We start from the raw sequence: 19329 nt of genomic DNA, 5'->3' as shown, positions 1-19329 counted from the left end.
CTCTACAGCGGCGAGCCGGATGGTCTGCGGCACGTACAGGATTCACGCACGGCCCTGTATCTGTTCGACCAGGTGTCTGCGCCTGCCAGCCGGCAGCGCAGCGCCGGGAACTGGCTGGAACTGAAGGGCATCCACCGCCACAACCTGCAGGGCGTGGATGCGCAGCTGCCGCTGGGGCTGCTGACCGCAGTGACCGGCATTTCGGGATCGGGCAAGTCCAGCCTGATGGCACAGGCACTGCCTGAGCTGATGCTGCTGCATCTTGGGCATGAGCCCGCGGACGATGGCGCCGAGGGCGCGTCTACGGACGGGCCAACAGTGATCGAAGTGACGCGAGGTCGGTTGGCAGGCGATGTGGACGCCATCCAGCGGGTGGTGCAGGTGGATCAGAAGCCCATCGGCCGCACGCCACGGTCCAATCTGGCCACCTATACCGGGTTGTTCGACCACGTGCGCAAGTTGTTCGCCGCGACGCCGGCGGCACGCCGCCGGCGTTTCGATGCGGGCCGCTTCTCGTTCAACGTTGCCAAGGGCCGATGCGAGACCTGCGAGGGCGAAGGATTCGTCAGCGTCGAACTGCTGTTCATGCCCAGCGTCTATGCACCGTGCCCCACTTGCCACGGCGCCCGCTACAACGAGGCCACGCTGAAGGTGCTGTGGAACGACCGCAACATCGCCGAGGTCCTGCAGATGACGGTAGACCAGGCGCATGCGTTCTTCATCGAGGAGGATGCCATTGCCCGCCCGCTGCAGCTGCTGAAGGAAATCGGTTTGGGCTACCTGAGGCTGGGCCAGCCGGCCACGGAACTGTCAGGCGGTGAAGCACAACGCATCAAGCTGGCGACCGAGTTGCAGCGCAGCCAGCGCGGGCGCACGCTTTACGTACTGGACGAACCCACTACCGGCCTGCATGCATCGGACGTGGACAGGCTGCTGGTCCAGCTGCAGCGGCTGGTTGAAGCCGGAAATACGGTGGTGATGATCGAGCATGACATGCGTGCCGTCGCGCAGGCGGATTGGGTGATCGACCTAGGGCCCGGCGCTGGCAGTGCGGGTGGCACCATCGTGGCGAAGGGAACGCCACATCAGGTCGCTCGCGCCAGGGGAAGTAGGACGGCGCCGTTCCTTGCGCGGGAGCTGGGGCAGGGCGACTGAGTCGAGTTAGGATCTGAGCTGTGGCCGTCAGGGCATCGTCCGCTACTGGCCGAGAGCGGACCCGCGGTCTAGCTGAGATTCCGATAGAAGTGCAACTATCCATTTGCGAGACAGTGCGGACATGACCGCGCCGAGAGATGACGTAAGCCAGTACCATCGATTGCTGCGACGCCAGAATTCGACTCAACACACCGACGCGGAGCGCAGAGAGCTACTTCAGGTGCTGACTGCGGCTCCGGGCGCGGGGAACGTGAAGATCATAGAGGTGCATCCGATACGTCCCCGTGAGTAGCCTGATTCGGTTGGCCTGAGCCACACAACCGCTCCTCGCGGAATGGGGCGCCGGGCAACGCTGATTGCATTTGCCGAACGCAGCAACAAAACTTGGCCCTGGAACAAATCGCAGAAGTCCATCGCATCACCATAGCTGGAAGCCAGTCATGACTTCGAACGTTGAGTTCTTTGTTGAGGCGATCACCAAAGATCGCACTGGGAAGTCGGTGTACGTAGGATTTGTCGTCACAGGCGGCCCTATATGCGTCGGTGACAAGTTTGTCTCGATGTATGAAGTTCCAAGGACACTGGAAGATATCCAGCTGGGACGCCCGCGCACCGCTCCAGTCAACGTCCGTGCCACCTCTATTCATGTGGATGCAATAGATACAGGCAGGAGGCGAGTACAGGCGCTACCTGATGGCGTGACCGGCGCACTCTATCTGGCGGGTGAAGACGTGGGTTCTATCGGAGTCCGAACATACTTGCTAACTTCGAGCTGAATTCAGTGATCCTCAGTCATTGTCATGGACGAACCGCTGATATGGTTGATTGCTATTGAATCGAGTGTAACCACCCTCCCGATCCAATTTCGGAACAAGAGTTCCTGGGATAGCGGGAGCGGCAGCTGGGGATCTCTGCCCAGCGCGTAGACCAACCAAAAGCAGCTCAGCATCGCGGGTCCGATTGACGCGGGAGTTCCAAATGTCCGCTTCTGGCAGAAAGCAGGCCTTGCGGATACCTTTGCGGCGTGGTCGATGCCAGCCTCCGCTTCAGACCCATAATGTCCACTGGACGGGATGCCGAGCATGCGTGATCGCAGCGAATCCAAGGCACCCGAAAGCAATTCCGAGGGACCACCGCTTGGACGGATAAGCGCCATGAAGGGGTATCTATCCTTCATGGCAGCATGTCTGCTGGCAGGCTGTACTACGTTGCCTCAGCTCTCCGACGGCGTCACGCTTTCGATTCGCTCCTACGACCCCGCTACAGGGGACTACGCCATAGAGCTGCGCAACGACACGGCGCGGCCGATCCTGTATCTCAATCCGTATCTGACGTTCGACACCATTCGCTTGCCAGATCCAGAGCCGTTCCCGGAGTCGCCGGAAGGAATGGTGCTTATGGTTCACAGCACAAAGCTTGCCCCAGGCCAGTCTGCGGTCCTTTCGGGCAAGTGCACCAAGGGTGGTGCTTGTTCCAGGCCGGAAACCTATGTGGCCGTCCGGGCCTGTTGGTTCTCGAAAGCCTGGAATTGCAGGCAGTACTTCCCGATCTGGTCGGAAACGCCGTTGACTGGTGTCTAACGGACCATCGCCCCATGCAGGTGGCCCCACAAGCGCGACGCACCACCGCCGGGCTGGCAGAGGAAACCAGGCAGGCTCGGACGCAATCCTCCCCAGGAACGGGCCGACTGCGTGTATTCCTGCCTCCGGCAGCAGTGCCTGGGAAGCAGCCTGCCATTTCACCGGATGCAGCAGGCTCAGCCGCCACACTCGCCACTTCCTTGGAACCACCGACGCTCGCAGAATCGCCCGATGTTCGATCTTCAACGTCTCCGCACCCGTATTTCAGCGATGGTGCTGACCGAAGGATGGCGCCGGCGCGCGGCATTGTGGACCGGCGCGGTGGCGGTGGCGTTGGTTGCCATCGTGTTCGCCAAGGCCAGCGATGCCGCCTTCCATGTCTTCCAGCGCGTCATTGCCCATTCCCCCTGGTGGGCGTTGCTGCTCACGCCGGGCATCTTCGCGCTGCTGGCCTGGCTGACCGCCGGTGCGCTCAAGCCCACCCGGGGCAGCGGCATTCCGCAGGTCATCGCATCGCTGGAACAGCCGGACCCGGAATTCCGGCAGGTCAACCTCTCGCCTGCGGTTTCGGCGGGCAAACTGCTGCTGACCTCGCTGTCCCTGCTTGGCGGCGCGTCGGTTGGCCGCGAAGGCCCCACCGTGCACGTGGGGGCCAGCCTGATGTACCTGTTCGGGCGCTGGTTCGGGTTCAAGGATCCCCGCGAGCTGTCGCACTTCCTGCTGGCAGGTGGCGCGGCCGGCATCGCCGCGGCCTTCAATACGCCGCTGGCGGGCATCGTGTTCGCCATCGAAGAGTTGAGCGGGCGCTTCGAGCACCGCTTCTCGGGCACCTTGCTCACCGCGGTCATCGTGGGCGGCGTGGTGTCCTTGGGCCTGCTGGGCAACTACACCTACTTCGGCCACGTCTCGACGCTGCTGCCCCTGGGCCAGGCGTGGGGCGCCATTGTGTTGTGCGGCGTGGTCGCCGGCCTGCTGGGCGGACTGTTCGCCCGGGTGGTACTGCTGACCATGTCCGGTCATCCGCGCTGGCTGGGCAGCCTCAAGCGGGACCATCCGGTGCTACTGGCCGCGGCCTGTGGCTTGATCGTGGTGGTACTGGCGCTGATCTTCGGCGACGGCGCGTTCGGTACCGGCTACGAGCAGGCGCGCAGTCTCGTGCAGGGCCAGGCCATCGTCGGTCACGAGTTCGGCCTGATGAAGCTGCTCGCCAACCTGGCGTCCTACGTGGCGGGCATACCCGGCGGGCTGTTCTCACCCGCCTTGGCGGTGGGGGCCGGGCTGGGGCACAACCTGGCGGTGCTGATGCCGGCGGTGGACCCGAAGGCGTTCGTGCTGCTGGGCATGTGCGCCTACCTGACAGGCGTAACCCAGGCGCCACTGACCTCGGCAGTGATCTCGCTGGAACTGACCGACAGCGGCGATCTGCTGCTGCCGATCCTGGCCACCGTACTGATTGCCCGGGGCGTGTCCGGCATGGTCTGCCGGGTGCCGATCTACCGCGGGCTGGCCGAACAGCTGCTGGCCAGCAGCGCAGTTGATGGCGGCCAGAAAGTCACAGCTGCACCACGCCCTACGGACTAAGTGCCGTTCCAGCCCGCGTGCTGATCAGAGCAGCAGCAACGCGCCGATCAGCGCGGGCGGCATCACCAGCGCGCCGACCCGCAGGAAGTCGAGCGCGCTGACGTGCTCGCCTTCGCGACGCAGCGCTACCAGCCACAGCATGGTGGCGAGCGAGCCGGTCACCGACAGGTTCGGGCCCAGGTCCACGCCGATCAGCAACGCCGCGCGCGTCTGCGCCGGCAGCTCGGCCATCTGCCCCAGCGAGCCGGCCGCCAGGCCCACCGGTAGGTTGTTGGCCACGTTGCTGAGCAGTGCGGCTGCGGCGCCGGCAAGCCCGCCCGCCTGGTGCGGCGAGGTCTGTGCCAGCGTCTGCAGGGCGCTGGCCGCCGTCTGGATGACACCGGTCTGCGACACCGCTTCAACCAGCACGAACAGGCCGGCCACCAGCGGCAGCACGCCCCACGACACGTGGCGCATCAGCGGCAGCGGGCCGCGGCGCTGGCGGATCGCCACCACCGCTACGCTCAATGCACCCGCACAGAAGGTGGCCAGGCCCAGCGGGCCATTCAGTGCAGAGGTCACCAGCAACACGGTGCCGGTGAACAACACGCCCAACGCACTCAGCCGGCCACCCTCGGTAAGCGGGCGATGCGCGGGCGCGGCGGCCAGCGGCTGTGCGATCTCGCGGCGGTGCACCCAGCGCAGCACCAGATAAGTGGCGCCAATCGCAGCCAACGAAGGCAGCGCGAACTGCGCCAGCCATTGCAGCAGCGAGGGCATGTGGTTGCCGTACACCACCAGGTTGGCCGGGTTGGAAATGGGCAGCACGAAGCTGGCCGCGTTGGCGATGAACGCGCAGACGAACAGATAGGGCAGGGGATTGGCGCGGGCCGCCTTGCATGCCGCGTAGACCGCGGGCGTCAGCACCACCGCCGTGGCATCGTTGGACAGGAACACCGTTACCACCGTGCCAACCAGGAACACCAGATCGAACAGGCGCCGCCCCGAACCGCCGGCATGCCGCACCGCATACAGCGCCAGCCAGTCGAACAGGCCCTCGCGCCGTGCCAGCTCGGCCAGCACCATCATGCCGATCAGGAACAGGTAGACATCCCGCCCTTCGGCGACCGCATGCCAGGTCGTGCCGAGCGACACCGCCCCGAGCAGCGGAAGCAGCGCGGCCGCGCCCAGCGCCCACACGTATTCCGGAATACGGAACGGCCGGAACAGCAGGCCAACGGTGGCAACGGCCACGGCCGCCCAGATGATGAAGGGGGAATAGGAAGCAAGCATGGAGTAAGTGGGGTCTCAGCTGCACCGGCGCGTAGCCAACAGCAACGCGCACGCTGCATCGCGGCAAGTGCGAGAAAGCCGGCATCATACCCGGTAGATGGTTCACGCAATTCACGCGTGACGCGTCACGGTAATTCCGATTCCGGACTCCCGCGATTCGAGGGCGGTGCCGGCCGCTGACCGGCAAGGCGCCATCTGAAACCCGCCTCGGCTACGATTCGCTGACCGACACAAACGTCGATGGGACAGGGGGCGCGATGGACATGCAGGCAGGCATCGCATTCGATTCACCCGCGCAGGCCGAACCGCGGGAGGAACTGACCTTCCAGTGGCTTTATGGGCGTGTGCAGGGACTGGTCGATCACAGCATCTACCCGAAGGCGGGCCGATTGGAGAAGTGGTCGTTCTGGGTGGGCATGCTCGCAGCCGTCATCGGTGTTCTGATCGGCCTCGCCCCTGCCCGATGGCTGCCTGTCAATGTCGCGGTGGTGCTTGTCGTGGTTTGTCTGGTTGTTGAGATCGCAGGTTTCGTTCTCAGTGTCGTGCTTATGGCACAGAGAGAGCTTCACCAGTACATCCAGCCCAGGTTGTCGCATGCCAGGGAAATGGACAGCGAGTTCACTCATTGGCGGGCGGTGATTACAGACCTCCGCAGCTTTCCGAGGGGCCAGCGCGAGCAACGTCTCAAGTACGTCAGCAACCTGCGGACCAATATGATCGACCGCATGGGCTTGATGTACGGAGGACTGCAGCGTCTTGGCCCGTTTCCACTGCTTATCGCACTCTACCTTCAGTTTCGCAGCTGGAAATGGGGCGATTGGGGCGCTGTCTTTGATGTTGGCTGGGCAGGCGCGCTGCTCATCTTTGGAATGGCGTTCTTCTATCTGATGGGCTGGGTACTTATCGGTCAGCGCATCCGGTTGGATACCTACGTGGCACTGCTGGAAGCTTCCATCCAAGAGCCCGAACCGGAGCAGGCGCCATCCCCGTCGACGCTGCAGGTCACGCAGCCATCCTGTGTGTAGCGTCCAGCGTCTCAGCCGCACTCATCCACCACTCTTCAGCAACCATCAGTGACAGTCGATCCTGCAGCGTAGACTGAAGATGCGCCTGGATCCGACTTCGCGGGAGACCACGCCGGGTCTGCGCTACGGCTTCTTCCGCGAAAAATTCATGCCCTTCGTGAATATGGAGGGCATGTGTGCGGCGTGGCGCCGCTTTACAGACTCCAATCGATGCGAAGGCCCGCGATCAGCGCATTGGGCAGGTCGCGCTGGCGTGCCGGCTCGTCGAACTGGTCAGGATGCACGATGTAGTGCAGGTTCGGCGCGATGCGAAGCTGCGGGGTGAGCTGGATGCCATAGCTCAACTCCATCATCACCTGGCTGTCGTGCGGGGTGCCGCTGCCGCCGGCCGCGGCACGGGCAAGGCGCAGGTTCTCCAGTGCGATGTCGCTGTACTTCTGCTGGGTGACAACAAAGGCGATGCTGTCCTGCGGTCGGCTGGCAAACGTGCCTTTCTGCACCAGGCCGGCCTGCAGGAAGTGGTCTTCGATCAACTGGCCGGAGGTGCCCTTGAGCGCCGCGCCGAACACGGTCAGCCCACAGCCGTTGCCATCGCTGCTGACCTGCTGTTCGAAGCGCACGAACGCGCCGGAGCGGTCGTGGCGGGACGCAGGCGCCTGGCCGCTGAGCAGCGCCGGATTGCCGTTGGCATCGCGTAGCGGATCGCGGTAGGTCGAGTTGTCCTGCCAGCCGCCGACTTCATACTTGGCTTTCAATCGTGCCGAAGCCGGGCTGCGCCAACCGATCGTGTAGGGCACGACCCAGCCCGTGGCCTGGTTCGCACTCCACTTCAGGCCGTGCTGACCATCTTCGGCCTGGCTCGGATCGACCTGATAGGCGCCGACGCGCACGTAGACATCGGGCGTCACCCAGGCGGTGGCATCGGCCATCCAGCTCGATACCGGCCACCAGGTGAAGTTGCTGGTACGGAACACGTAGGTCGGGTTGCCGCAGGCCGAGTTGCCCTGGAAGTACTGGCACAGCTCGGAGCCGAGATGGTGGATGTTGGCCACGCTGCGGCCGGCTTCCAGCACCAATCGGTCGTTCAGCAGTTTCTGCTCGAGGGTCAGGTTGGCCAGGCGGGTGCCCTGGCCACCGTAGATTTCCTGCACCGAGGTGCTGTTGCCGGTGCTGCTCCTGGCGAGGTTGGTGCCATGACGGTTGATGCCATAAGCCTTGATGGTCGCGCCTCGCCAACCGAACGCGGCATCAAGATTCACGTCGGCACCAAACATCAACTGGCCGGCATAGGCCGTGCCGCTGCTCTTGCCCCCGTCGAGCGTGGCGGCAGCTTCACCGGTGTAGGCAAGTTTGGGGGCGAAGACTTCGCTTGCGTCGGCGGCGGTAGCCAGCGACGGCAGGGCCAGCAGGATGGCGACCAGCAACAGGCGTCGGCGGGAAGGGCAGGTCATGCGGGGCTCCTTGTGCAGGGCGTAGGTCGCCTGGCCCCTGCAGCAGCAGGGGCCAGCGGATAGGTGTGGGAGGACGGGTCAGGCCGGGGACGTGACCGGCTTTTTGAGCACGCGCAGCGCGACCGCAGTGACCGCGACACCGGCCAGCAGCGCCACCAAGTAAATGCCCAGGTGGGTGACCGCGTTCGGGATCGGCAGCACGAACACACCTCCGTGCGGCACCTTCAGTTCAACCCCCGCAGCCATCGAGATCGCGCCGGCTACGGCAGAGCCGAGGATCAGTGCCGGGATGGTGCGCAGCGGATCGCGCGCCGCGTAGGGAATCGCACCTTCGGTAACGAAGCTGAGGCCGAGCACGCCGGCTGCACCGGCCGTACCGCGCTCCTCGGCAGTGAAGCGGTTGCTGAACAGCCATGTTGCCAGGGCGATGCCCAATGGCGGCGTCATGCCACCGATCATCGTCGCCGCCATCGGCGTGTAGACCTGGCTGGAGATCAGCGCGGTGGAGAAGGCGTAGGACGCCTTGTTGACCGGCCCGCCCATGTCCACCGCCATCATCCCGCCCAGCAGCAGCCCCAGCAGGATCGCGCTGCTGCCCTGCATGCCGCGCAGCCAGTCGGTCAGCCAGGCCAACAGCCCGGCGACCGGCGTGCCGATCACGTACATCATCAACAGGCCGACCAACAGCGTGCCCAGCACCGGCAGGATCAGCACGGGCTTGAGACCTTCCAGGCTGCGCGGCAGGCGCAGCGCACGGTTGATCCAGTAAACGCCGTAGCCGGCGATGAAGCCGGCCAGGATGCCGCCGATGAAGCCTGCGTCCATGTTGACCGCAACCAGTCCACCGATCATGCCGGGCGCGATGCCGGGACGGTCAGCGATGGAGTAGGCGATGTAACCGGCCAGTGCCGGCACCATCAACATGAAGCCGGACTTGGCGCCGATCTGGAACAGCGACCAGGCCAGTGTGCCCTTGTGTGCATCATCAAAGGCGTAGATGCCGCCGAGCGCGAACGCCAACGCGATCAGCAGACCGCCGGCAGTGACGAACGGCAGCATGAACGACACGCCGGTCATCAGGTGCTTGTACGGGCCGGTGGCCTTGGTCTTTTCGATTGTGCGACCGGCTGCGGCCGCACCGGCCTGCACGTTGGCCTCGGCCAGTGCCTTGCGGATCAGGTTCTGGCCGTCGTTGATCGCCGGCTTGGTACCGCTCTTGAACAGGCGTTTGCCAGCGAAGCGCGACAGATCCACTTCGCGGTCAGCAGCGATCAGCACCAGGTCGGCGGCGGCGATTTCGTCGTCACTCAATGCGTCCTGCGCGCCGACCGAGCCCTGGGTTTCCACCCGGATCGCGTGGCCGAGTGCTTTGGCGGCCTGCTGCAGACCTTCGGCTGCCATGAAGGTGTGGGCAATCCCGGTCGGGCAGGAAGTGACGGCGACGATGTGCTTGCCGTCGTTTGCAGTGGAAGCGGTTGCTGATGTCGCGGCGAGCAGCGCCAGCGCGGCAAGTGGATCGTCCAGCACTTCGCCAAGACTCGCGCGCACGATCCGGGCACTGCCAAAGCGGGGCGCGTCTGCCTCGCCATCACCGACCAGCAGCAGCTGTTTCGCGGCGGCCTGCGCGGCGGGCAGTGCACCGGTTACGCCCTGGTCGCTGCGGATTTCGATCGCCAGTTCAACCCCTTGCTGGCGGGCGGCGCGGCGCAGCGCTTCGGCGGCAAGAACCGCCTCGATGCTGCGTTCGCCAGCGGCGATGACTACGGTGGAAGCTTGCATGGGAACTCCTGGAATTCTTCGGGTTCGTCCTTGCAGGAGGGGCGGGGGTGGCCGGAGGCCGGCCGCAGCTCCCTCTGCAGGGGTTTCAATCCAACCGCTCGATCAGTACATCGCCGGTCCACTCGCGCACCTGCGCCGGGTCCAGCCGTCGCGCGTCGCCGCTCTCCAGCCGGCTCATCGAGAACGCCGTCGCCAGGCGTGCACCGCCGGCCAGATCAAGGGAGGGCTCCAGCAATGCGGCGGCGATGCCGGCGACCATGGCGTCCCCCGCACCGACCGTGCTGCCCTGGGCCAGTCGCGCCGGTCGCGCGACCAGGGCGCCGCTGCGATCAATGAAAAGCGCGCCGTCGGTGCCCATCGAGATCGCTACAAGCGCGACTCCGCGTTCGACCAGGGCCTGACCAGCGGCCCGCAGAGCGCCGCGATCCGGCAGCGGCGTGCCGGTCCAGGCCTCCAGTTCGTGGCGGTTGGGCTTGACCGCGTAGGGCAGTGCGCCCTGCGCGCCGCTCAACGCGGCGACAAGTGCGTCGCCACTGGTGTCCAGCAGTATGTGTGCGCCGGCGGCGCCAGCCTGCGCCTGCAGTTGCGCCCATGCATCGGCTGGCAGCCCGGCCGGCAGGCTGCCGGACAGCACCACCGGCAGGCCGGGCTGGAGCAGGCGGGCGAGTCGGCGGGATACCGCATCCAGATCGGCGTCACACAACGACAGGCCGGGCAGGTTGATGTCGGTGGTCTCGCCGCTGGCGTCTTCGACCAGCTTGATGTTGGTGCGGGTGTGGCCCGGAATACGCAGGCACCCGTCTGCGATGCGGCGCTCAGCGAACAGTGCGCTGAACACGCCGTCGTTGCCATCGCCGAGCACGCCCAGTGCGGTGGTCGGCACGCCCCAATCGGCCAGGCAGGCGGCTACGTTGACGCCTTTGCCGCCGGCGTCGTCGCGGCAGCTGCGGGCACGATGCACGTGGCCCGGTTGCAGGTGCGCCAATCGCACGGTCTGGTCGATCGCCGGGTTCAGGGTAACGGTGACGGCGCGGGCGCTCATGCGCGCGCTCCGTCGAGGGCACGCACCTGCTCGGCGGTTTCGCAGTCCAGCGCGGTGTCGGCCAGCGCTTGCAGATCGGTCAGCGCGTTGCCACGCAGGCGTGCCTTCACTGCCGGGATGTCGTTCGGGGTCATCGACAGTTCGTCCACACCCAGGCCGGCCAGCAGCATTGCACCGAAGGGATCGCCTGCCAGGCCGCCGCAGACGCCGACCCAGCGCCCGTGCATGCGTGCACCTTCCACCGTGGCGCGGATCGCGCGCAGCACGGCGGGGTGCAGGCTGTCGGCCTCGGCAGCGAGTTCCGGGTTCTGGCGGTCGATCGCCAGCACGTACTGGGTCAGGTCGTTGGTGCCGATCGAGAAGAAATCGGCATGGCGTGCCAGTGCGTCGCTCTGGGCAGCCGCAGCCGGTACTTCGATCATGATGCCGACCGGCACTTCCGGCGCATCAAGCTCGGTGCGCAACCGCTCGCAGATGGCGCGCAGACTGATCAGCTCAGGCACCGAGGTGATCATCGGGAACATGATCGACAGCCGCGCGCCGTCCTTCGCAGCGCGATACAGCGCACGCAGCTGCGGTTCCAGCAGGTCGGGGCGGCGCAGCAGCAGGCGCGCGCCACGCACGCCGAGGAACGGGTTTTCCTCGCGCGGCAGCTCCAGGTGTGAAACCTGCTTGTCGCCGCCGATATCGAGCGCACGCACGATCAGCGGGCGGCCGTCGAGTGCCTTGGCCATCGCCACATAAGTGGCGTACTGCTCGTCCTCGCTGGGCGTACTGCCACGTTCGAGGAACAGGAACTCGGTGCGCATCAGGCCGACGCCCTCCGCGCCCTGTTCCAGCGCAAGCGGCACCTGCTCGGGCAGGTTGACGTTGGCGCCGATGTCGATGCGGTGGCCATCGGTGGTCTGTGCCGGCTGCGCGCGTTGCCCCGCTTCACGCTCGCGGATCTGCTGCTGTTCGGCGATCCAGGCGCGTGCCGAGGCGAGATCGGCTTCGGAGGGAGACAGATAAAGCCGCCCGCTGCTGCCGTCGATGATCGCCTCCTGCCCCGTGTTGATCGAGAGCAGTTCCGCGCCAGCGGCGACCAACGCCGGCAGGCCCAGCGTGCGCGAGAGGATCGCGGTGTGCGAAGTCGGCCCGCCCTGTGCGGTGGCGAGGCCGAGCACGTGACCGATGTCGAGGTTGGCCGTGTCGGACGGCGACAGGTCGGCGGCGAGCAGGATGCACGGTTGCGCTGGCAGGTCGGCAAGGCCGCCACCCGCCGCGGACGGATCAAGCTGCGCCAGCACGCGCCGGCCCACATCACGCAGATCGGCGGCGCGCCCGGCCAGCACCGGGTTGCCCAGCGCTGCCAGGCCGGAGGCGATCTGCTCGATGGCGTGGTGCCAAGACCACGCGACACCATGTCCTTCAACCATCAACTGGCAGGTGCGGGTAATCAGATCGGTGTCGTCGAGCAGCGCGGCCTGCGCGTTGAAGATTGCCGCATCCGAGGCGCCGAGCCGGCGCTGGGTATCGTCCTGCAGCGCAATCAACTGCTGGCGGGTGCGGCTGAGCGCATCCTGCAGGCGCGCGCCGCCTTCGCCGAGCGGGGTGGGGTGGTCGGCAACGTCGGCATGCGTGCTGGCAAGCACATGCACCGGGCCGATCGCCAGCCCGGGGCTGGCGCCGATGCCGATGATCGCAGCCTGTGCGTCGGGCGGATTCCAGCCCGCAACCGGCGTGGCCTTGCGCTGCGCTGCGCGCTCCGCATCGGCCTTTTCCTGGGCCACCAGCCCCTCCATGACCTTGCGCAGCGCCGTCAGCAGCGCGGGCGCGTCGCTCCCTTCGGCAGACACGCTGACCGCGTCGCCATGGCGCAGCCCGAGTTGCAGCAGCGCGACCAGACTTTTGGCATCAGCAGCCAGATTACCCGCTCGTACCTGGGCGCGGGCAGCAAAGCCGCGCGCGGTCTCGGCCCAGCGCGTGGCCGGGCGCGCATGCAGCCCGTTGGGGTAGGCGATGGTCCAGTCGAAATGCTCGGCCAAGTCAGTCACTGGCGCATGGGCAGCCGTGGTCGCACCATCGCCGGCCAACGCGTTGACGATCTCGCTCGCATCGGTCGTAGTGAACAGGCGCTGCAGCGTGGCGTCATCCTGGATCAACCGGGTCAGCCGGCGCAGCAGGGTGATGTGCGTATCGGACTGGGCAGCGATGCCGACCACCAGACGGGTGACCTGGCCCGGATTCCACTCCACGCCTTCCGGGAACTGCAGCACGGCAATGCCATCGCGGCGCACCAGGTGACGGTCTTCGCCAAGCCCGTGCGGAATGGCCACGCCGTGCCCGAGGAAAGTATCCGCCAGCTGCTCGCGGCGGCCCATGCTGGCCTCGTAGCCCGGCGCAACGCAGCCGGCGGCGACCAGCATCTGTGCCACTTGGGCGATGGCGCCGGCTTTGTCATGCGCCCGCGCCTGCAGGCGGATCAGTTCCCGGCTGACGGGGGCAGGGGTGGTCAAAGGCTGCAAGGCGGGCTCCAGGAAGGGGGTGCTGTGGCGCATTGGGAACGTTCCCAGTCATTATTTCAATGTGCACTGCACAAAAAGCCAATAGTCCTTTGGGGTTAGCATTGTCCTGAATGGCCATACGGCCATGAACAGCAACAGTTTCCGGGAACGGTTCCAATGAGCATCAGCATCAATGACGTCGCGCGCGTGGCGGGGGTGTCCAAATCCACGGTGTCGCGGGTGCTGGGTGGCGGCCCGGTCAGCGAGGGCGTGCGAGGCCGGGTGGAGGCGGCGATCCGCCAGACCGGCTATCACCCCAACCTGCAGGCAAGACGCCTGCGCGCCCGGCACACCGGCATCATCGGGCTGATCGTGGCGGACATCCGCAATCCGTTCTTCACTGCGCTGATCCGCGCGGTGGAGGAGGTCGCCTATCGTGAAGGTCTACGCGTCACCCTCTGCAACACCGACGAGGACCCCGAGCGCGAGGCGCTGTATCTGCAGTTGATGCACGAGGAGCGCATCAGTGGGTTGATCTTTGCGCCCACCCGGACCACGGTGGGGCGGCTGGAGCGGCTCGCACTGGACTATCCAACGGTGCTGGTGGACCGCGCCGCGCCCGGCGGGTCGATCGACAGCGTGGTCCTCGACAATCCGGCCGCGATGGCGGGTCTGGTCGAGCATCTGGTCGAGCGCGGCTATCGCCGCATCGGCGGCCTGTTCGGGAGCACCAGCACCACGGCGGCGGAGCGTCGTGACGGCTATCTCGCGGCAATGCGTGCACATGGGTTGGAGCCGGATTACCGCGAGGTTGAACCCACGGCTGAAGCGGCCATTTCGACGGTCGGACAGTGGCTGGCCGACCCATCGCGGCCGGAGGCGCTGGTGGCCAGCAACAGCCTGCTGCTCATGGGGGCGTTGAAGGCCGCCCGCAGCGCGGGCCTGGCAATTCCGGAAGCGCTGGCGTTGGCGGGCTTCGACAACGAACGCTGGACCGAGCTGGTCGAACCGGGCATCACCGTGATCGAGCAGCCGGTCGAAGAGATGGGACGAGCGGCGATGTCGCTGTTGCTTGAGCGCCTGCACACGCCGGAGTTGCCGGTGCGCCGACTGGTGATGACGGGACGGTGCGTGGTGAGGGGATCAACGGCCTTGCGATGAACCGGCGGCCGTTTGCGGGCGTCCATGGAATGGATGTCGACGCGCCGCTGTGGCCTTTGGTCCTTTGGCCGGCGAAGGGCCCAGCATCAATGCATCGAGCGGAGCCCTCGTCAGCAGTTGCGATCTACGGGCAATCCGGGCACCCACTGCAGTGCAGGTTGTACTCAACTGGAGCGGCTGTGATTCCTGAAGCGTCCTTCAGTGTGACCCGCTCCCTCCAGGTCAAGGGCGGCGGTGGGATGACGGGCGGCGGGTAGAACACGATGGGATAGAAACAGGTCCATGTGTAGTTGAGCGGGGAAGGTGCCTTGTCCGGCACCATTTCCGTCGCAGCTTCGCAGGGCCCACTCGGGCACACGGGGCGCTCCAGCGTCAACTCTATCGGGAACTTCGGAATTCCCTTGTATGCAACCGGAACGGAAAATGGCCTGAAGTAGTTCTCTGTGCGATCTGCGATGCCCGTAATTTCAAACGCCTCGGTCAAAATGGAAAGACCAAGGGCTGATACGCGTTCGATGGGCATGTAGAACAGGTCGTCTTCAAATCCCGTGTCTTCACCGCCCCTGCCATGAATGACGCCGACGGCCGCATTGTTCGAAAAGACCGGCCCACCACTGTCACCTTCGACGCTGAGAGGGCCTGGGGAGAGCTTGCGCGCACGAATGTATCTGCCTATGGCTCCATTATGATCGGACCTTGAGTTCATATCCTCGATGGTCCCGCATGCATAGTGGCCATGAATTCCACTCTTGCAGATCACATCCCCCACATGTGTCGAACTGGAGGGAAGTGCGCTGGTAATTTCGAGCGTCTGCGACGGACCATTGATCAGGGTGATTTCATTTGCCTGCGCCTGGCGTGGGCCTCTGGACGGCTCTTTATGCCACTGGACATCATAGTCGCCTACGTTCTGCTCGCTCTGGAAAACGAGAGGCGCGGCAATGCCCTGATAGGTCAGCGTGTTGTCACAGTGGCCTGCCGTGAGGACGCCAAGCTCACGATCTGCGTCGAAGACGTTGAAGCCGGTGGTGCAATTGAAGACAGTGCCGGACAGTTTATGGCCGCCCGAGATCGCGGTAGTGACCGTAAAGCCTTTCACTTGCTTGATCACCATGAAATCAACAGCGCCCAGCAGTGGCCGGAGCGCGCGTCTGGCGGCCGCCTCGTCCTTCACGTAAAAGGTCACAATGGACTGCTTGATATCAACGCCCGACTCGAACTCAACCTTCTTTGCAAGAAGCTGGGCCTCCGCCTCGGCCTGGGTGGCCAGGAGCATCTCGAGCGATTGAGCGGAAACGCGGCCGGTAAACACAGGATCCTGTGTGTACTTCGCCAGGGTCTCTGTCGGCTTCTTCGTGAACAGTACTACGATCTTGAAGTCGGGCTGATGCTCAACGTACAAGCCACCAAATGTATCCGGCTCAGAGGCCTGAATCCTGGCTTCCAGCGCTGCCGCGGAGATCGATTTCATCGACCTGTATTTTGCCTCGGCCTCAGATACATTGAAAACCCGCGAGTAGGTGTATGCAGTGGGGTTGCCAGCTATCGGCTGGCCATGCAGAGAGAATGCGATCGTACCGAGGGCGGAAAATGCCAGGGTGCGGATGGATGTCTTCGCGCACAAATGGATCATGGCTGCTCCTTTGCCTGGCGTATCAAATGAATCGTCATGATGGGGCCCGTACAGCCCGGCGGGATGGTCGCGGCAAGACTCGAACGGAGCAGTTCGCTTCCATGCCCCCCTCCGAATGATGCGGCGATTCCGAATTGCATCATTTTCCCCGATCGTACGTCCTGCACCCCTATGGGAACGTCTCCCTTCATGGTCAGCGAGTAACCATCGGGCCATGCTGCTAGATACGCCGCGCCATCTGGATCCACGAAGTAGACACAGCCATTGATTGGCCTCAGCTGCCCCCTGAGCAGCCCGGTTGCAAGGACCGCCCCCTGCGCAGGCGAGAGCCTGACAAGCACAAGTGATCGATCCTCCCTGGCGCCAACCGGCATGATCGCGGAGATGCAGGAGGCAATCATCAAGAAAAGAAGAGCCGCGAGCGTCGCTGAGGACCTGCCAGATACCATGCACATCTCCCACCTCCATGTCACAACCGATTGTTGGTCCGAATGGAATCCGCTCGCATTATCTGCAATATAGTTGCCGTAGACTCAACATTATTTACTTTCCCCATCAATATCCGTGACCACCTTCACAAGGCGTATTTTCAGATCACCCCCTCCACCCCTGCAAAGCTGAATGTTTATGCGGAGCGGAGGGAGGCCTGAAATCCAAACGATCCCCGCAGAGCTTCCGATTCGACATCGCGGCCGCGATGGGTTCACTGGAACAGGATCACCGCCAAGGACTGCGGTTCTGGCATCAGCCAGAACTATCTCCGACGCCTTGGAGCCGGGCCCGGATGAAGTCCGGCAGGCCCCGCGCCCGCGCAGTGACCGAATGGCGGTAACTGTAGGCGCTGGCCGCCCACTGGTTCGCGCTCCTCCTGGCGCGGGCATCAACTCCGCTAGAGAGAGGGCACCGTGATCCTCTGTAGATCAAGCTTTGCCCTAAGCGCGTAGTGCTTGCGGGTGACCGGTACGGTGCAGGTCAGGCGTGGATCCAGGTAATCCTTGAACAGCGGTGGGCGCGCAGCACCCAGGTAGAACTGTCGATCCTGCTTGATCGCTGCCGGCAACAGCACGTCGGACAGGTCACTGTCGGACGCATCGGTCACCAGACAGGGAGCATGGCGGAAGCCGAGCCTGCGCAAGAGATACAAGCGGTGCGACCCATTGGTCAGGATCATCCGGTTGCCAATACGGGTTGCGCTGATCAGGTTGTCACTGAAACCCAGATAGATGACGATGGCGTGGCTGGCCGCACCAAATGGTTCGTAACCGGCGATGGTGCCAGGGTCGATCGTCGCCACGTCCAGGAACCGCAGATCGTTGGACGCAGATGCGAAGGTGTAACTGCCATCGGACTGGGTAAAGCGCACATCCGGATGTGCGTGGCGACCACTTCGTGCCACCAGCTCCATGATCTCCTCCGCATCGGGTGAATCGGCTGTGGCTGCCGCAAGCTGATCGATATGGCGCAGGTTGATGCATTCCTGGAAGACCACCAGCCGGTCGATCTCCACCATCTGCCAGTTGCGGGGCACCACGCTCGTCATACGATGCATCGAGGGCTGCCGCAGGGCTTGCTCGGCCAGGGGCAGCATGTCTTCCGGCAATGGACGGACGGTGATTGCGTCGGCCTCATCCGCCTCGTCCCGATGAAGGCCACGCACAACATCGCGTGCGTTCCGCCATTCCTCCACCAGTACCGCTTCATCAAAGCTTCCAGGCGGGCAGCGCTCCCTGACGAAGCGGATGAACTTCGGCAGCGGAAACAGGCCCTTCAGCAGAAGGGTGGGATCAAGGCCATCGTCTTTGATCTCGGTGGGCATCCATTTCGCTCTCTGGGGAGTCGCTGCGGCGACGTCCGATCGTGGTCGGTCGTCACACCAAAATAATATGTTATATCGTAACATTTGCATGCCTTGGCGGCAATCGCCCTGGAACAAGCAGGGCGACGCTGGCTGGGCTGCTGTGCATTCACTGCATCGCGTGGATGCATCCACTGACTAGAGGAGATGTTCATGAACGAACTGATTGAGCTGGGCGTAGTGGCTGGAGAGCAGAATCACGAAGACCAGGGTGTACTGATCGAGCTGGGCTCGGTGGTTTCCGAAACGAAGGCGCATAACCACGGCACGTTGTGGGGTGGTGTCTTCCCGACCACCTCGCCCTGATCCATCGCACCTTGCATGACCTGCGGTGCATGCCCCCCGCATGCACCGCTCTGATGCCTGCAGCAGCATGAGATCACGCACGCGATGGACCAGCCTGAGGCTCTGTATTTCCTTTCAAAGCACGCACATGTCTGTGTGACCGGCGACGCGATGGTCATTCTCGACCAGGCCTCCGGCAGCTATCTCTCCATCGATCGGCGCGGTGCGGCAGGGCTTGGCGGGCTGGTTCTGGACTGGCCCTTGGCTTCCAATGGAACGCCGACACCCAGGATGCTTCAGTCGCTGCTTGATCGACGCCTGATCACGCAGGATCCACTGCGTGGCAAATCCGCAGCGAGCGCCGCAATCGCGTTGCCCAGGCACTGGGTGCGCGAGGGGGAATCCAGGGGATGTCCGCGGATTACGGCCAGGGATGTGAGGCGCTTCCTGGTCTCGGTCACGCGCGCGGCGTGCAGCAGGACGTTCCTGCCTTTCAGCTACACGGTCTCGGCAGCACGCAGGCGCGGCCAGGCAACCACACCGGGCGAGGTGGACCTGCAGCAACTGGCCCTGCTGGTGCGGGTGTTCGATTGGCTGCGACCGATTGCCTTCAGGAAGACCGACGAATGCTTCCTCTATTGCTTGGCAATGCGCGAGTTCCTGTCGCGGTACGGCATCGTTCCCGCGTGGGTCTTCGCGGTGCGCACCCAGCCGTTCGCAGCGCATTGCTGGTTGCAGCACGGCGACCAGGTCCTGACCGACATCCCCTTCAACCTGCGCCGGATGACTCCCATCCTGGTGCTGTAGCCGGCCTGACCCATGTATCGATATATTGCTGTGTTCTGGAACGACCATTCCGAATCCGCCCATGCGCAGGCCCTGCAGGCCATGCAACGGATCGAAGAGAGCCGCTCCGGAATCGCCTGCGTGATGAAGGGCAGCGGCGGCGCCATCTATGCCCAGAGTGACAACCCCGGCTACTTCGAATACAGCCGGTCCGGCTCGCTGGTGGTACTCGGCAAGC

14 protein-coding genes and 1 pseudogene are annotated in these 19329 nt (G+C 64.5%); 8 read left to right on the top strand and 7 right to left on the bottom strand.

From position 1 onward, the window contains the following. The 4 genes and pseudogenes from DBR20_RS23155 to DBR20_RS12850 all read left to right on the top strand — a co-directional run. A pseudogene (locus DBR20_RS23155) lies at nucleotides 1-1155 on the top strand (excinuclease ABC subunit A); the annotation flags it as partial. 440 nt (nucleotides 1156-1595) lie between these two features. Continuing rightward, nucleotides 1596-1931, top strand: coding sequence for a hypothetical protein (locus DBR20_RS21905; protein WP_146187004.1), 336 nt, complete (start codon nucleotides 1596-1598; stop codon nucleotides 1929-1931). A 306-nt stretch (nucleotides 1932-2237) separates the two neighbouring features. Then, the gene (locus DBR20_RS12855; RefSeq protein ID WP_146187003.1) at nucleotides 2238-2735 is read left to right on the top strand and encodes a hypothetical protein; all 498 of its coding nucleotides are present in this window, start codon (nucleotides 2238-2240) and stop codon (nucleotides 2733-2735) included. Between the two features lie 231 nt (nucleotides 2736-2966). Next, on the top strand, nucleotides 2967-4316 hold the full coding sequence (locus DBR20_RS12850) for a chloride channel protein (RefSeq protein ID WP_108266445.1): 1350 nt from the start codon (nucleotides 2967-2969) through the stop codon (nucleotides 4314-4316). Nucleotides 4317-4340: 24 nt separating this feature from the next. Here the strand turns inward: DBR20_RS12850 and DBR20_RS12845 are convergent, their stop codons facing one another. Beyond that, a complete protein-coding gene (locus DBR20_RS12845; RefSeq protein WP_108266444.1) occupies nucleotides 4341-5588 on the bottom strand; it encodes an arsenic transporter in 1248 nt (415 codons plus the stop codon). 257 nt (nucleotides 5589-5845) lie between these two features. On the opposite strand from DBR20_RS12845, the gene DBR20_RS12840 reads away from it, so the two are divergent. Next, nucleotides 5846-6613: a hypothetical protein gene (locus DBR20_RS12840; RefSeq protein ID WP_108266443.1), complete on the top strand. Its 768-nt coding sequence runs from the start codon at nucleotides 5846-5848 to the stop codon at nucleotides 6611-6613. A gap of 194 nt (nucleotides 6614-6807) precedes the next feature. Here DBR20_RS12840 and DBR20_RS12835 read toward each other — a convergent pair whose 3' ends face one another. The 4 genes from DBR20_RS12835 to ptsP form a co-directional block, all read right to left on the bottom strand. Continuing rightward, nucleotides 6808-8064 (bottom strand): carbohydrate porin, encoded by a 1257-nt coding sequence (locus DBR20_RS12835; protein WP_108266442.1) that lies wholly within the window; start codon nucleotides 8062-8064, stop codon nucleotides 6808-6810. A gap of 78 nt (nucleotides 8065-8142) precedes the next feature. Next, nucleotides 8143-9843 (bottom strand): fructose-specific PTS transporter subunit EIIC, encoded by a 1701-nt coding sequence (locus tag DBR20_RS12830; RefSeq protein WP_108266441.1) that lies wholly within the window; start codon nucleotides 9841-9843, stop codon nucleotides 8143-8145. 85 nt (nucleotides 9844-9928) lie between these two features. After that, a complete protein-coding gene (locus DBR20_RS12825; RefSeq protein ID WP_108266440.1) occupies nucleotides 9929-10885 on the bottom strand; it encodes a 1-phosphofructokinase family hexose kinase in 957 nt (318 codons plus the stop codon). Beyond that, nucleotides 10882-13425, bottom strand: a complete 2544-nt coding sequence (ptsP, locus tag DBR20_RS12820; protein WP_181393076.1) for a phosphoenolpyruvate--protein phosphotransferase — start codon at nucleotides 13423-13425, stop codon at nucleotides 10882-10884. The genes DBR20_RS12825 and ptsP overlap by 4 nt, the downstream gene beginning before the upstream one ends. 123 nt (nucleotides 13426-13548) lie before the next feature. On the opposite strand from ptsP, the gene DBR20_RS12815 reads away from it, so the two are divergent. Then, complete coding sequence (locus DBR20_RS12815; RefSeq protein WP_108266439.1) at nucleotides 13549-14532, top strand: LacI family DNA-binding transcriptional regulator; 984 nt, start codon at nucleotides 13549-13551, stop codon at nucleotides 14530-14532. A gap of 124 nt (nucleotides 14533-14656) precedes the next feature. Here the strand turns inward: DBR20_RS12815 and DBR20_RS12810 are convergent, their stop codons facing one another. Both DBR20_RS12810 and DBR20_RS12805 read right to left on the bottom strand, forming a co-directional pair. After that, nucleotides 14657-16165, bottom strand: coding sequence for a S1 family peptidase (locus DBR20_RS12810; RefSeq protein WP_181393075.1), 1509 nt, complete (start codon nucleotides 16163-16165; stop codon nucleotides 14657-14659). Between the two features lie 889 nt (nucleotides 16166-17054). Then, nucleotides 17055-17981: a hypothetical protein gene (locus tag DBR20_RS12805; protein WP_108266437.1), complete on the bottom strand. Its 927-nt coding sequence runs from the start codon at nucleotides 17979-17981 to the stop codon at nucleotides 17055-17057. 192 nt (nucleotides 17982-18173) lie between these two features. Between DBR20_RS12805 and DBR20_RS22145 the strand changes: the two genes are divergently transcribed. Then, nucleotides 18174-18326, top strand: coding sequence for a hypothetical protein (locus tag DBR20_RS22145; protein WP_181393079.1), 153 nt, complete (start codon nucleotides 18174-18176; stop codon nucleotides 18324-18326). An 84-nt stretch (nucleotides 18327-18410) separates the two neighbouring features. After that, nucleotides 18411-19112, top strand: a complete 702-nt coding sequence (locus tag DBR20_RS12800; protein ID WP_108266436.1) for a lasso peptide biosynthesis B2 protein — start codon at nucleotides 18411-18413, stop codon at nucleotides 19110-19112. The last annotated feature ends 217 nt before the right edge of the window (nucleotides 19113-19329 follow it).

The organism is Stenotrophomonas sp. HMWF023, assembly GCF_003060985.1.
Taxonomy (GTDB): domain Bacteria; phylum Pseudomonadota; class Gammaproteobacteria; order Xanthomonadales; family Xanthomonadaceae; genus Stenotrophomonas; species Stenotrophomonas lactitubi.
This window is presented reverse-complemented; position numbering and strand designations above follow the sequence as displayed.